General features: G+C 66.2%; 11 protein-coding genes. 6 read left to right on the forward strand and 5 right to left on the reverse strand.

All coding sequences use genetic code 11. From position 1 onward, the window contains the following. Positions 1-28: 28 nt before the first annotated feature. Entirely contained in the window at positions 29-1,639 is a 1,611-nt protein-coding gene (locus DL891_RS14555) for a PucR family transcriptional regulator (RefSeq protein WP_111721176.1), read from the forward strand. A gap of 72 nt (positions 1,640-1,711) precedes the next feature. Here DL891_RS14555 and DL891_RS14560 read toward each other — a convergent pair whose 3' ends face one another. The 3 genes from DL891_RS14560 to DL891_RS14570 form a co-directional block, all read right to left on the reverse strand. Continuing rightward, on the reverse strand, positions 1,712-4,648 hold the full coding sequence (locus tag DL891_RS14560) for an aminotransferase (protein ID WP_111721177.1): 2,937 nt from the start codon (positions 4,646-4,648) through the stop codon (positions 1,712-1,714). A gap of 73 nt (positions 4,649-4,721) precedes the next feature. Continuing rightward, complete coding sequence (locus DL891_RS14565; protein WP_111721178.1) at positions 4,722-5,525, reverse strand: SDR family NAD(P)-dependent oxidoreductase; 804 nt, start codon at positions 5,523-5,525, stop codon at positions 4,722-4,724. A gap of 26 nt (positions 5,526-5,551) precedes the next feature. After that, on the reverse strand, positions 5,552-6,031 hold the full coding sequence (locus DL891_RS14570) for an 8-oxo-dGTP diphosphatase (RefSeq protein WP_157962537.1): 480 nt from the start codon (positions 6,029-6,031) through the stop codon (positions 5,552-5,554). An 88-nt stretch (positions 6,032-6,119) separates the two neighbouring features. Here DL891_RS14570 and DL891_RS14575 point away from each other — a divergent pair, with 88 nt between their 5' ends. The 3 genes from DL891_RS14575 to speB all read left to right on the forward strand — a co-directional run bounded on the left by DL891_RS14575 (position 6,120) and on the right by speB (position 8,673). Continuing rightward, positions 6,120-6,467 (forward strand): cytoplasmic protein, encoded by a 348-nt coding sequence (locus DL891_RS14575; protein WP_111721179.1) that lies wholly within the window; start codon positions 6,120-6,122, stop codon positions 6,465-6,467. 163 nt (positions 6,468-6,630) lie between these two features. Continuing rightward, complete coding sequence (locus DL891_RS14580) at positions 6,631-7,626, forward strand: NAD(P)H-quinone oxidoreductase (RefSeq protein ID WP_111721180.1); 996 nt, start codon at positions 6,631-6,633, stop codon at positions 7,624-7,626. A gap of 90 nt (positions 7,627-7,716) precedes the next feature. After that, complete coding sequence (speB, locus tag DL891_RS14585) at positions 7,717-8,673, forward strand: agmatinase (RefSeq protein ID WP_111721181.1); 957 nt, start codon at positions 7,717-7,719, stop codon at positions 8,671-8,673. A gap of 20 nt (positions 8,674-8,693) precedes the next feature. On the opposite strand, the gene cobB is transcribed toward speB, so the two are convergent. Then, positions 8,694-9,404 carry a Sir2 family NAD+-dependent deacetylase gene (gene cobB, locus DL891_RS14590; RefSeq protein WP_111721182.1) on the reverse strand — a complete coding sequence of 237 codons (711 nt, stop codon included), beginning with the start codon at positions 9,402-9,404 and terminating at the stop codon, positions 8,694-8,696. A gap of 85 nt (positions 9,405-9,489) precedes the next feature. Then, entirely contained in the window at positions 9,490-10,455 is a 966-nt protein-coding gene (locus DL891_RS17365) for a hypothetical protein (protein WP_198668937.1), read from the reverse strand. 204 nt (positions 10,456-10,659) lie between these two features. Here DL891_RS17365 and DL891_RS14605 point away from each other — a divergent pair, with 204 nt between their 5' ends. Both DL891_RS14605 and DL891_RS14610 read left to right on the forward strand, forming a co-directional pair. Beyond that, positions 10,660-11,955, forward strand: coding sequence for an allantoate amidohydrolase (locus DL891_RS14605; protein ID WP_111721183.1), 1,296 nt, complete (start codon positions 10,660-10,662; stop codon positions 11,953-11,955). Continuing rightward, positions 11,952-13,394, forward strand: coding sequence for a formimidoylglutamate deiminase (locus tag DL891_RS14610; RefSeq protein ID WP_232819198.1), 1,443 nt, complete (start codon positions 11,952-11,954; stop codon positions 13,392-13,394). The genes DL891_RS14605 and DL891_RS14610 overlap by 4 nt, the downstream gene beginning before the upstream one ends. The last annotated feature ends 235 nt before the right edge of the window (positions 13,395-13,629 follow it).

The raw sequence follows: 13,629 nt of genomic DNA on the forward strand, positions 1-13,629 counted from the left end.
ATAACCGCACACTCTGTACGGTGAGGGCATGACTTTCTCTGTAGCCGACATGCTTGCCCTGCCTGCACTCAAGCGTGCCCGTGCCGAAATCCTCTACGGCGAAGCGCTCGACCAATTGCCGGTTCGCTGGGTGCACACGAGCGAGATCTACGATATTTCGCCGTTGCTCAAAGGCGGGGAAGTGCTTCTGACCACCGGTCTCGGATTGATCGGTGTGACGCCCAGTGCTCGGCGGGCCTATATTGTCGCTCTCGCGCAAGTGGGCGTGGTTGCGCTGGTGCTCGAGTTGAGCCGCACATTCGTGTCGGTGCCGGATGAGCTGGTTTCGGAAGCCCGGAAGGCGGGTTTGCCGCTTATCGTGCTGCACGGGGTGGTTCCGTTCATCGAGGTGACGGAGGCTGCGCAGACACGCATTCTGGGCGACGAGCTCGCGGCGTTTCGGATGACTTCTGGCGTGGGAGACAAAGTCCTGCATGCCTACGGCCAGAGCAATGGGCTGGTCGCGTTCACCGGCGCCATCAGTGAGATTGCCGCATGCCACGTCGCCTTGTACTCCGCCACTGGCGAGCTGGTTGCAGGGACGGCCACCGATGACGACGTGGCCGACGCGGATTTGTCCGCGCCGATCCTGGTCGCGGGTGAGCTGTGGGGGCAGCTGGTTCTGGGCGCGGACGACTCGGTGGCGAACGTTGATGGTGCTCGTGTTGGCGGTGGGGCTGCACTTGGAGGGTCGGCGGCTCGGAAAGCAGCAGTCCAGTGGCGACGCAGCGTCTTGTCGGCTGCAGCACCGCTGATGGCGGCGGAAGTACTGCGCACCGGCGCCGCCGGGCTGAGTCGGATGCACGCGGGTGCTGAGCTGCTGCGCGACATGGCCTCTGATCGGCACCTCTCAAGCGGCGAATTGACCTCGCGAGCCCTGGGTGCCGGACTTGTGGCGTCTCCTGGCCAGCAGATTATTGCCCTGTGCATCCGCGCACGCGTCGCAGGCACCTCGGCGGCGAGTGCTCTCGCTCCCGCCCGGGAGGTGGCAAGCCGCGTCTATGGGGCCAGTCTGGTGGCGGAGCATGAGGGCGACATTCTGATCGGAGCTGTCACGGATTCATCGAACATGCGCTCAACGCTGGCTCGGTTCGCGGACGAACTCGTGCGAGGGCTTCCCGCTTTCTTGCGCGACAGTGTGATCGTGAGCGCCGGATCCCCCGTCGACGATGCGCGGTCGCTCGTCCAGGCATTGGCCAGCGCACGCGAGACCGCCCGATTGGCCGTGAGGCTTGCGCCTTCATCCACCGTCGTATTAGCCGCAGACTTCGCGCTGTATCAGCTGCTCATTTCGCTGGTCGATGACGAAGCACTCCAGCAATTCGTGAATAATCAGCTTGGCGCGCTCCTCGCCCATGACGCCCGCACCGGGGCCAATCTGGTGGTCACGCTCGACACGTATCTCGCCGCTGGTTTGTCCAAGACCCGGGCCGCTGCGGTACTCGCAATCCGCCGGCAGACCCTCTACGCGCGGCTCGAACGCATCGGTGAGCTTCTCGATGGACTCGATCTCAACAACCGTGAGCGCCGAACGGCACTTGATCTGGCGCTGGTCAGTTGGCGGCTCCGACTCTCAGCGACGCAGATTCCAGTGCGGTAGCAGTCATTCTCCACCAGTTCGGCTAGCACGTGCAGACGCGTCACGCCGGGCGAGCCACTGCGATGCACCGGCTCAGAGTTCGCCGAGCGCCCGGTCGAGGGCATCCACGAAGAAGTCGGCGCTAGCCAGGCTCAGGCACAGCGGCGGCTTCACTTTCAGCACGTTCTGCCGTTCGGAGGTGGGCTGCATGACCACGCCGAGTTCGAGCAGACGCTCACAGACCGCCGCGGTCTCCTCGGTCGCAGGCGTCAGTGTCTGCCGGTCACGCACCAATTCGACGCCCAGGTACAGCCCCATGCCATGCACGGCGCCGATGATCTGATGCCGCGTCGCCAATTGCTCCAACCGGGCGACCAGGTGCCGGCCGACCACTTCCGCGTTCTCCTGCAGCTTCTCGTCACGCATGACATCGAGCACCGCGAGGCCGGCGACGCAGCTGACCGGGCTGCCCCCGGCGGAGGAGAAGAAGCTCCCCTCCCGCGACAGCGACTCGGCGATCTCCGTGCGGGTGATCACGGCTCCCAGGGGATAACCGTTGCCCATCGCCTTGGCGATCGTGACGATGTCGGGCACGGCACCCTGCTGCTGCACGCCCCACAGGTGTGAGCCGAGGCGACCGTAGCCGACCTGCACCTCGTCGGCGATGCAGAGCCCGCCGCGTTCTCGAATCTCCTTGTATGCGCCCGCCAGGTAGCCGTCGGGCATGAGCACACCCCCGGCGTTGCCCAGGATCGGTTCACAGATGAAGCCGGCCGGGTGCCGCCCGTCTGCGATCATGGCGTCGAGCTGAGCGCGCAGGTCGACCAGATAGCGCTCGGCGCTGTCTGCGCCACGGTATTGCCCACGATACGGGTTGGGTACGTCCGCAATCTCCACCCACTCCGGACGATTCGACAGCGCAGACGGGTTGTCGTAAGCGGACGTGGTGATGGCATCCGCCCCCATCGACCAGCCGTGATAGGCCTCCCTCAACGCCACGATCGGGCGGCGGCCGGTGAACACCTGGGCAAGACGCAGGCCAAGGTCGACCGCTTCGGTGCCACTGTTCACAAGCAGCACGGTGTCGAGGGACGGGTCGGGCGCCATCGCCACCAGACGTTCACTCAGGTCGGCGAGAGCACGGTACAGAAAGCGCGAGTTGGTGTTGAGCAGGGCCATCTGCGCGGCGACCGCCTCGACCTGGCGCGGATGGGCGTGACCGATGCCGCTCACGTTGTTGACCATGTCGAGCAGCACTCGCCCGTCAGATGCCACCAGAAACTCTTTCCAGCCGCGCTCGATCTGCGGTGGCTCAACGTAGTAGCGCTCCTGGGCGCTGGCGAAGATGTGTGAGCGACGCTCGAGCTCACGCTCGGGATCGAATGGGTTCGGTGCTGGCTGGAGGCCGATGACTTCAGCTGGGTCTGTGGTCAGCGCCATCCAGTGCGCCGCTTCGGCCGGCGTCGAGAACGCCGGCACCTCGCCGGTGCCCGTGGCGACGCGCTGCACTCGGAGCCGACCGATCCCGGGTCTCTGCTCGGAGATGACCCCGACGGTCGCCCCGGCCGCCAGCGAGTCGCCCACGGAGGCCGCCGGTACCAGACCGCCCAGGCGTAGCTGAATCTCCCCCGACCGCAGATGCACTGCCTCGGCTGTCACCGCAACAACTCGCGCGTCGATGGGGGCACAGACCGGGGTACCAGCGGCGACGAAAAGATCCCACACCAACGAAAGGGTGTGCGGCTGCGCTGAGCTGTTGGGCACCGACCGAGTCATCCGATAGTGCCCATAGGGCGCGGCCAGCACGGCGGAGTGCTCCAGACCCTGCCGGGCAAGCTTCCATTCAGCGTCTTCTTCCAACCAACGCCCATCGTTCAAGCCGGCGGCGGTGACCGACAGGTCAAGGCTCGCCACGTCAGACGAGCGGAGGCCGGCAAGGATCCATTCGCCGACAGGTTGAGCCCGGGGCCCGGACCTGCCGAGCGCAGTGCGGATCAACGATTCGGCCTGGTCCCAGCCGAGGGTGAGTGAGTCTTCGAAGAGTCGCCATTCGTGATCGGTGCGCTCGGCCGCATAGTCGTTGCCGCCGTCGATCCTGACTTGGTACTCCCCGCTGACAACGAGCACGGCGCCGCGCAGGACGACCAGGGGCCAAAGGGCGGCGATCTCGTCGTCGGTCAGCGCGATCTGCTGGTCAAATGCTGTGATTGCGGCAATCGCCGCTGCGGGGTTGCCGGGCACATGATGAAGGATCGACGAAACGGTGACAGCGATCTCGGCGACCAGCCAGCCGAAGCCCAGGTCACCGAAGTCGATCACCGCGGTCGGCACCAGGGCACCGCCGGTCTCATCACCGAGCACGTTGTCGTCGGTGATGTCGCCGTGGATCGGTTGCACCCGCAGCTCACCTATGACCGGAGCGAGCCGCTCAAGCGCTGACGCGGTGGCCGCCGTGACGATGCCTTGGCGCTCTGCGCTGGAGACATAACCGATCAAGCGGTCGACGACTCGCCCGCCGCTGCGCAGATCCCATTGCAAGGAACGGTCGAGCCCCTCGCAGTCAAAGTCTGCCAGGCCCCGGACGACAGAGCCGCACAAGGCACCCAGTGCACTGATTGTTGTGGGGCCGAACGTGCGCTGGTCGGTCAACGGGGTGCCGGCCAAAAAGGTCAGCAGGCGCACCGAGAGCGACGCCCGGTCGGTCGGCCAGGTCTGCCGAGTGCGGCCGTCCAGCCCGCGAATGGGAGCGGGCACACGCAGACCTCGCGCGCTCAGGTGCGTCATCGCCGCGTCTTGCGCCTCTAGCTCCTGGGCCGAGAACGCACTGTTGTCGACCTTGAGAAGGTAACTTGTGGCTCCGGACGAGCCGTTGGTGTCGATCCGGAAGTTGCGGTCCTGGTGGCTCCCCAGTTCCCGTGCCGTGCCGACGATGCCGAATAGTTTGGCCGCCATTGCCTCGGCCTCAGCTGGCGTCACGTCGGGTCGGGTCAGTTCCTGCCCGTCGAAGAAGTCATAAACAGTCAGGGCCATCTCCTCAAAAATGCAGCAATGCGACCAAGATGTGATCGATCATCACTACTTTATCCAGAGAGTGTGCCCTACCTCAGCGGCGCTCTTCGCCCACGGTGTTGCCACCGTCGACGGCGATGGTCTGACCGGTCACATAGGAGGCGCCCGGAGATGCGAGCCAGGCGACCACGGACGCCACCTCATCCGGCGTGCCGCTGCGGCCAGCGGGCACGAGGCCGCCCTCGATCTCTTCGCTCGCGAGTTGTGAACCGGTGGCGATCCAGCCCGGGGCGACCGCGTTCGCGGTGATGCCGTTGCGTGCCTCATCGACGGCGAGCGCCCGGGTGAGCCCGACCAGTCCGGCCTTGGCACTCGCGTAGGCGATGTCGCCACGTGAGGCCATGAACGGTCCGCTGACACTGGATACGGTCACGATTCGGCCCCACTGCGCCTTCCTCATGTTCCCGATCACGGTTCGGGTGGCATGGAAGGCTGTTGACAGGTTGATTGCCAGCCCGTGATCCCACTCCGCCGCACTCGTGTTGATATCACCGTGCGGCATCTCCGCGTCGCCGACCGCGACCATGCCGGCATTGTTGACGAGGATTGTCGGTTCCAGACCGCTCGAGGCCAGTTGCTCGGCCAAGACCTGCGCCCCTGCCTCGGTGTCGAGTGTGCACGCGATCCCCGTGGCGCTGATTCCCAGGTCAGTCAGTTCTGCCACCCGATCCGAGATCCGGTCGGTGGTCGAGGTGACGATGACCCGGGCGCCGAGTTCACCGAGCATCCGCGCAGCGGCAAAGCCGATTCCTGATGCGCTGCCGGCACCGGTGATGAGTGTGGTGCGCCCGGCGAGACTCCAGGCGGAGGGGATGACGAAACCAGTGGTGGAAGACATTCGCCCATCGTACCGACACCGCAGATTCACCTGCGGTAGTCAGTCGACTCCACTGTTCGGGCATCCTCCCCGAAAGTGAAGGTGGCCCGCACGAACTGGCCGCCGAGGGCCCGGGGAAGCCAGTGTTTGGCATCGTCCCACATTCGGTCGTAGGGCATTTCAGCGAGAGGAAACCACGACGGTGCCAATTCTTCTGACTCCGCCGGGGATCCCGCAAAGTCCCGGCAGATGAACGCCCAGGACTTCTGACTCCACTGCGGATGATGGGTGAACGGGTAGCTGAGTTCCCCGATCAACGTCAGCGACTGCGGAAGAACGGTGACACCGACCTCTTCGTGTACCTCGCGAACAGCCGCTTCCACAGCGCTCTCGCCGGGTTCCAGCTTGCCGCCCGGGCCGACCAACTTCCCCTCCCCAAGGCCCCCTTTCTTGCGACCCAGAAGAACCTCGATGCCGGTCGGCTTTTCACGCAGCAGATAACAGACGCACACCTCGGGCAGGTTCATGCTACGAATCGTAGCCGCGCACTGAGGGACGCCGGAAGTGTCGGATTCGACCCTTGTGCTGCACTTTCGGCGGGCGTACCTTCTAGGCATGAAGTCTGACCCTGTCATCAGCAACCCCGGGCTCTACTCTGTGGTCTTCGAGAACGAGAGGGTGCGTGTTCTGCAGTACGCGGACAGCCCTGGGCAGGCCACCGTGCCCCACGACCACCCAGACAGCGTGATGATCACCCTCACAGCGTTTCGGCGTCGGCTGGTGGCCGGAGAGAAGAGCATCGACGTCGAGATGCCGGCGGAAACCGCCCGGTGGCTGACGGCGCAACGCCACAGCGGCGAAAACGTCGGCGAGACCGATACGCGTTGCATCTTCGTTGAGCTCAAGGAGCCTGCACCGGCAGGGAGCGAGCCTGACGAGGTTCTTGGCCCGACCGCACGCTGATGGGGCAGCACCTTTGTGGTTGATGCAATAACTGAGAAGGCGCTGCGCTGAGCAGCTCTTCTTCAACGCTGTCAGAGGGGTCGCGAAGCGATCCCCTTCGTGCGGAGTAGGCGAACAACGGACTCTCTTCAGTGAGCGCGCGATCCCCTCGTCGGATCAAGGCATGCGCGCAATTCTTATCAGCACACCGGGTGGACCGGATGCCCTCACTCTCACCACCGTGCCCGAACTGCCCATCGGGCCCCGCGACATCCGTATCGCTGTTGCGGCCGCCGGTGTGAACCGGGCAGATGTGGCCCAACGCCTGGGCAACTATCCGGCTCCGGCGGGCGCTCCCGAGTGGCCGGGGCTCGAAGTTTCAGGAACGGTGACCGAGATCGGACCGGAGGTGACCCGGTTCAGAACCGGTGATCGGGTCTGCGCGCTTCTCGCCGGCGGCGGCTACGCCACCGAAGCCGTGGTGCACGAGGATCTGGTGCTTCCGGTCCCTGATTCCGTCGATCTCATCGATGCTGCCGCCCTGCCGGAGACTTTGGCGACGGTGTGGTCGAACGTGTTCATGAGCGGTGCACCGATCGCGGGCGCCGGTTTGCGAGCGGGCGAAACACTGCTCGTGCACGGCGGCAGCAGCGGCATCGGCACCACCGCAATCCAGTTGGCCCACCTCGCCGGCGCCCGCATCGCGGTGACCGCTGGCACCTCTGAAAAGCTCGAGGCCTGCCGGAGCCTCGGCGCAGACATCCTGATCAATTATCGCGAACAGGATTTCGTGGCCGAACTGAAGGCAGCCACCGAGGATCAGGGCGCCGACGTGATCCTCGACATGGTCGGGGGCGCGTACGCTGCCCGAAACATCGCCGCGCTCGCCACCGACGGGCGCATCATGGTCATTGCGAACCAGAGCGGGGAGAAGACCGCCTTCAACCCGTTCTTCCTGATGCAGAAGCGCGGACACTACTCCGGCACAACGCTCCGCTCCCGCCCGCACGCTGAGAAGGCGGCAATCATCGCCGGCCTGCACGAGGACGCCTGGGGTTGGGTCCAATCCGGCCGCTATCGTCCCATCATCGACAGTCGATTCTCGTTCGAAGACGCCGCCGCCGCCCACCGCCGCATGGAGTCGTCAGAGCACATTGGCAAGATCTTGCTCGTGCCGTGACGGGCCTCCGTGTCAGCGGCCTGGCACGCGACGCCGTCACACCCGCCTCTGTTAGCGTGTGACCAGGCACATCAGTGTGAGGAGCACCCCATGGAAAACAGTCAAGAACCCATTGGTCCGGTCGACGCGAGTGTGGTTCCCCGGTTCGCCGGCATCGCGACCTTTGCCCGGCTTCCGCGGCTGGATGAGGTCGCCCGCGCCGACATCGCCGTGGTGGGTGTGCCGTTCGACAGCGGCGTCAGTTATCGCCCCGGCGCCCGGTTCGGCCCCGCCCACGTGCGGGAGTCCTCCCGCCTGCTGCGCCCCTACAACCCGGTGCAGGATGTCTCCCCGTTCGCGCACCAGCAAGTGGCCGACGCCGGCGACATCGCGGCCAACCCGTTCAACATTGACGAGGCGGTCGGCCAGATCGAGGCCGGCGCCCGCCACCTGAGCACCGACGGCACCAAGTTGGTGGTCATCGGCGGCGATCACACCATCGCACTCCCCCTGCTCCGGGTCGCTGCGGAACAACACGGCCCGGTCGCGGTTCTGCACTTCGACGCCCACCTTGACACCTGGGACACCTACTTCGGAGCCCCGATCACGCACGGCACGCCGTTCAGACGCGCCTCCGAAGAGGGCCTGATCGATATGGAACACAGCCTGCACGTGGGCATCCGCGGCCCGCTGTACGACCGTCAGGACCTGCGCGACGACGAGCGACTCGGGTTCGCCATCATCGCGAGCCACGAGATCGAGCGCGAAGGGCTGCAATCGGCAATCGACCGGATGCTCACACGGCTCGGCGACCGACCCGTCTACCTCTCCGTTGACATCGACGTGCTCGACCCGGCCCACGCGCCGGGCACCGGCACACCCGAGGCCGGCGGGATGACCAGTCGGGAACTTTTGGCCATGCTGCGCGAGTTGCGCAACGTCAACCTGGTCGGTGCCGACATTGTAGAAGTTGCTCCCGCCTACGACCACGCCCAGCTCACCGGTGTGGCCGCGGCGCATGTCGCCTACGAGATCATCTCGGCGCTGGCGCCGGACGAGGAACGCTGACTCGACCCGGCCGGCTTGAGTCAGGAGCCAAGCAGCTCGTCGACCCAGGCGGGCACCTGTTCACCGGCCGGTCCCAGCCGGATCTCGTCGAAATCGGAGTTGATCGCGGTCGGCTCCAGATTGATCTGCACGGTGTGCGCACCTGCGCGGGCCGCCTGCCGCACGTAGCCTGCCGCCGGATACACGTTGCCGCTGGTGCCGATCGCCGCGAACAGGTCGCAGCGCTGCAAGGCGTCGTCGATCTCGGGCATCCGTAGCGGCATCTCTCCGAACCAGACCACGTGGGGGCGGAGGCCCCCAGTGCCGCAATGGGCGCAGATGTCGTCGACGCTCACGTCGGCCCGGGTCTCGGTGAGGCGCCCGCAGTGTTCGCAGCGCACCTTCAACAGTTCCCCGTGCATGTGGATCACCCCACGGGATCCCGCCCGCTCGTGCAGGTCGTCGATGTTCTGTGTCACCAGCAGGAACTCACCGGGAAACTCTGCCTCCAGGCGCGCCAATGCCTCGTGCGCGGCGTTCGGTCGCACGATACCACCCACCAGTTGCCGGCGCCGCTCGTTGTAGAAGCGCTGCACCAGGACCGGGTCGGCGGCGTAGCCCTCGGGAGTGGCCACATCTTCGACCCTGTGCTCCTCCCAGAGACCATCAGAAGCCCGAAAAGTACGGATACCCGACTCGGCGGAGACTCCTGCCCCGGTGAGAATCACGATGCGACGGTAGGGAATGACCATCCCTCCACTGTGCCAGAACCGCCCGGTTCAAGCACCTCTGCGCGCGGCCGGCCGGATCCGCGCGGCGTATCGGGCACGCGAATCGTCAGCGGTGTTCGCCGAAGCGGGCATCCTGCGCCTCGAAGAGGATCGCGTCGAGATCGGAGCCGATCAAGCGCGCCGATTCCTCATAGCGTGTTTGGAGTTCGGCACGCTTTTCGGCGGGGAGAAGCGCAATCCGATCCGGATCGGCGTTGTGGGAGAGGTCGGCCATCTTCACCACCGTTGCGAGCGGATCGGCGGCCACTCGCGCCATCGATGTTTCCAGCGGTTCGCCGGGGATCTTCGTGATGGCAGCCACCGCGGCGGTGACCCGTGCGGAGAAGCCGAGGGCAGTCAGGTCGGCGACGGTCACCGGGCTGTCTTCCACGACATCGTGCAGGATCGCGACGATCTTCTGCTCCTCCGTGCTCACCCGACGCATCACCTCGAGGGGATGCTTGATGTAGGGCACCCCGAGTCGGTCGACCTGCCCGGCGTGGGCATCACGCGCAATCTCAATCGCCTCGCCCAGGGTTGGCCCGGCGGCCAGAGGCACCAGGTAGTCGGTGACCTGCTGCCAGGTGCTGAAGGCCGCATCCGGGCCAAAGCGCAGCCACTCCCCCACGAACTCGCTGGCACCGTGGGCAGGGCTGTCGTCAACCAGAAAGTCGCCACGGTTGAGATTCTTGTGGTGTGAGAGCACCAACCGTTTGTAGGCATCGGTGCCTTCCTCGATGCCGAACTGCTGCTGCACCCAGAGCAGCTTGTCGGTCCACGCGCTCGGATTCAACCACGGCGCGGTCGACAAAAGGTACGTGTCGAAGTGCTGTGCCAGCAGATGGAGCGCTGTAAGCGCACCGGGCATCGGATCCATGAGCGAGAAGATTCCCGGCGCCTGGTCGTATCGACCGGCGTATTCGACCGTCTCGACGTGGTTCAGTCGCCGCACACCGCTGGCGAAGTCCACCATGGTGTCGTCAAGGTCGAGGTAAAGAACCTTTCGGCCGCGAAGTGGTGGCGTAGCAGTCATCGTCAGCTCCTTGCGGTCGGCTCCGAATTCGGTCGCGGTGAAGAGAGTCTAGGCCTGCGCGGTATTGTTGCGGCACTCAAACGAGAGCCGATCTGTCTGCGTGACCAGACCGCTATCCCGTAGCCCTCAGCGTTCCGTTCCGGCGGGTGCAGTACATTCAAAGGAGCCGCAGCAACCCCCTTGTCGTGAAGAAAGCATGTACCGATGACCTCGCCGAACGGTTCGACCACCAACCTGTCTGCTGACCCGGCGGCAATCCGCCGAAGCTTTGACCACACCTGGGCAACCCTCAGCCCCATCGGGCGCGACCGGGTATCTGGCGGCTACAACAGGTTTCCATTCACCGCCGTCGACCTGAGCCTCAGGGAGTGGTTCACAGCAGAGGCAACGAAGCGCGGCCTCGACGTGGAGGTCGACCGCAACGGCAACCAGTGGGCGTGGTGGGGAACCCCGACATCGGGTGCGGTGGCCACCGGCAGCCATCTCGACAGTGTCCCAGGTGGCGGTGCGTTCGACGGCCCGCTCGGCGTGGTCAGCTCCTTTCTCGCCTTGGACGCCCTGCGAGCGGCCGGCGTCACCCCGGTGCGACCGCTGGTGATCATCAACTTCTTCGAAGAGGAGGGTTCCCGGTTCGGGCTGGCCTGCCTCGGCTCTCGGCTGATGACCGGCCAGACCAATCCCGACACGGCACGCGCCCTCACCGATAACGACGGCATCTCCCTTGCCGACGCAGCCGACGCCGCCGGCATCCGGGCCCAAGACATGGGGCACGACGCGGATGCCCTGGCGAAGATCGGAGTCTTCGTCGAGTTGCACGTCGAGCAGGGCAAGAACCTGGTGGACCAGAATGCGTCGGTGGGTGTGGCCAGCGCGATCTGGCCGCACGGCCGCTGGCGCTTCACCTTCACCGGCGAGGGCAACCACGCCGGCACCACCGCGCTCGTCGACCGCCGCGACCCGATGCTGCCGTTCGCGACGACCATCCTCGCCGCGCGCAGTATCGCCGAGACCCACGATGCCGTCAGCACGTTCGGGCGGGTACGGGTCGATCCGAACGGCACCAATGCCATCCCCGCGCGTGTCGACGCGTGGCTCGACACCCGGGCCGCCGATGAGGCGTCTGTCTCGGGGGTCGTGCGCGACCTGTCTGCCGAGGCATCCGCCGCCGGCACCGCCCACGGAGTGGAGGTGGAAGTGAGCCAGGAGTCGTGGACCCCGGTGATCGACTTTCACCGGCCGCTGCGCGACCGGCTGGTTGCGACCCTGGATACCGCCGGCATCAGTGCACCGGTGCTGCCGACCGGAGCCGGGCATGACGCCGGAATTCTCTCGAACGCGGTTCCGACCGCCATGCTCTTCGTGCGCAACCCGACCGGAGTCAGCCACAGCCCCCGTGAATATGCAGAAGAGGTCGACTGCGTCGACGGGGTGATCGCGCTGGCCGCGGTGCTCACCGACCTGCTCACGTCGCCGGCCGAAACCGTTACGGCGGGACAGTGAGCGACAAAATCGCGAGCACCGGAACCGCGGCTGACGAGGCGGCACCAGACGGTCCGCACGAGAGGGTTTCAACCTGGTGGGCCGAGCACGCCTGGTTGGGTGGCGACAGCGCTGAAACCGGCGTTCTGATCGAAGTCACGGGCGACCGGATCAGCCGCATCGAGCGTGACGTGGTCGAGGCGCCTGCGGGAGCGACCGTGCTTCGCGGCATCACCGTTCCCGGGTTCGTGAACGCGCACTCGCACGCCTTTCACCGGGCGCTGCGTGGGCACACGCAGGCCGAGCGCGGCAGCTTCTGGACCTGGCGCGAGCGCATGTACGCGGTCGCCGCCCGTTTGCAACCAGACAACTACTACCGGCTCGCCCGTGCGACATTCGCCGAGATGGTGCTGGCCGGGATGACCTGCGTGGGCGAGTTTCACTACGTGCACCACGATGTCGGCGGCGTGCCGTATCCCGAGCCTTCGGCGATGGGTGAGGCGATCGCACGAGCCGCCAGAGATGCCGGCATCCGGCTCACACTGCTCGACACCTGTTACCTCGCGGGAGGCTTCGGTCCGGGATTTGCTCGCGACAGCGACGCACATGTCCCGTTGTCCGAGGCGCAGAGCCGGTTCGGCGACGGCACCGCGGCCCGCTGGGCCGAACGGGCGACCCGCACCCGGGATCGGGTGACCGGCGACACCGTGCGCGTGGGCGCCGCCGTGCACTCGGTGCGCGCAGTGCCGGCAGACCAGTTGGCCACGGTCGCCGAATGGGCGCACCGCCATGAGACGCCCATCCACGCGCATGTATCGGAGCAGGTGGCCGAGAACGACGACTGCCTGCGCGTCTACGGCGTCACCCCCACCGAACACTTGGCGGCGCACGGCGTGCTCGACTGCCTCGCCTCGGCGGTGCACGCCACACACCTGACCGACGACGACATCGCCGCCATGTCTGCCCGAGACGCGTTCGCCTGCTTCTGCGTGACCACCGAACGCGACCTCGCCGACGGCCTGGGGCCGGCCGCGGAACTCGTTGAACACGGGGTGCGACTGACAATCGGCAGCGACAGCCACGCAGTGATCGACCCGTTCGAAGAGACCCGCGGAATCGAAATGACCGAGCGGGTGGCCAGCCACAAGCGCGGGCACTTCCGGGCATCCGAACTGCTGGAAGCGGCCACGGTCCACGGGGCGGCCTCGCTCGGCTGGTCGGAGGCCGGGATGCTCGATGTCGGCGCCCTCGCCGACTTCGTGACGATCCGGCTCGACTCGGTGCGCACCGCGGGCTGGGCCCCGCAGTCGCTGCTCGAGACCGTCGTCTTCGCCGCTGGTGCCGGTGACGTGACCGACGTGGTCGTGGGCGGAACACCGGTGGTGGCCAGTGGCGTGCACCTCGCCATTCCGAATCTCGGGGCCGAACTCACTGCAGCCATCGCCGCGGTCGGCGCCTGAACCCCCGCGGTAGCGTCCGCCGGCGACCCGCCACGGGAGTTGAGAAATCCGAGCAACGAGGATCGACTTGAAACCGCGGCGCACAGCCCCGCGGATTGAGGGATTTCGAGGAACGAGAAATCGTCTCGAAATCCCAACCTCAAAGAGGCGTCGCCGCAGTTGCTCCACACCTAACGGCAATCGCGTCAGGTCTTCGGATTCCGCCCCAGCCGGGATCACGATCCGCTCCTCCCCG

The sequence above is a fragment of the Homoserinimonas sp. OAct 916 genome, from assembly GCF_003260275.1.
Classification (GTDB): Bacteria; Actinomycetota; Actinomycetes; order Actinomycetales; family Microbacteriaceae; genus OACT-916.

Coding starts and splice junctions, on each gene's coding strand:
- DL891_RS14555 (WP_111721176.1), top strand. CDS start 29: ATGACTTTCTCTGTAGCCGACATGCTTGCCCTGCCTGCACTCAAGCGT.
- DL891_RS14560 (WP_111721177.1), bottom strand. CDS start 4,648: ATGGCCCTGACTGTTTATGACTTCTTCGACGGGCAGGAACTGACCCGA.
- DL891_RS14565 (WP_111721178.1), bottom strand. CDS start 5,525: ATGTCTTCCACCACTGGTTTCGTCATCCCCTCCGCCTGGAGTCTCGCC.
- DL891_RS14570 (WP_157962537.1), bottom strand. CDS start 6,031: ATGAACCTGCCCGAGGTGTGCGTCTGTTATCTGCTGCGTGAAAAGCCG.
- DL891_RS14575 (WP_111721179.1), top strand. CDS start 6,120: ATGAAGTCTGACCCTGTCATCAGCAACCCCGGGCTCTACTCTGTGGTC.
- DL891_RS14580 (WP_111721180.1), top strand. CDS start 6,631: ATGCGCGCAATTCTTATCAGCACACCGGGTGGACCGGATGCCCTCACT.
- speB (WP_111721181.1), top strand. CDS start 7,717: ATGGAAAACAGTCAAGAACCCATTGGTCCGGTCGACGCGAGTGTGGTT.
- cobB (WP_111721182.1), bottom strand. CDS start 9,404: ATGGTCATTCCCTACCGTCGCATCGTGATTCTCACCGGGGCAGGAGTC.
- DL891_RS17365 (WP_198668937.1), bottom strand. CDS start 10,455: ATGACTGCTACGCCACCACTTCGCGGCCGAAAGGTTCTTTACCTCGAC.
- DL891_RS14605 (WP_111721183.1), top strand. CDS start 10,660: ATGACCTCGCCGAACGGTTCGACCACCAACCTGTCTGCTGACCCGGCG.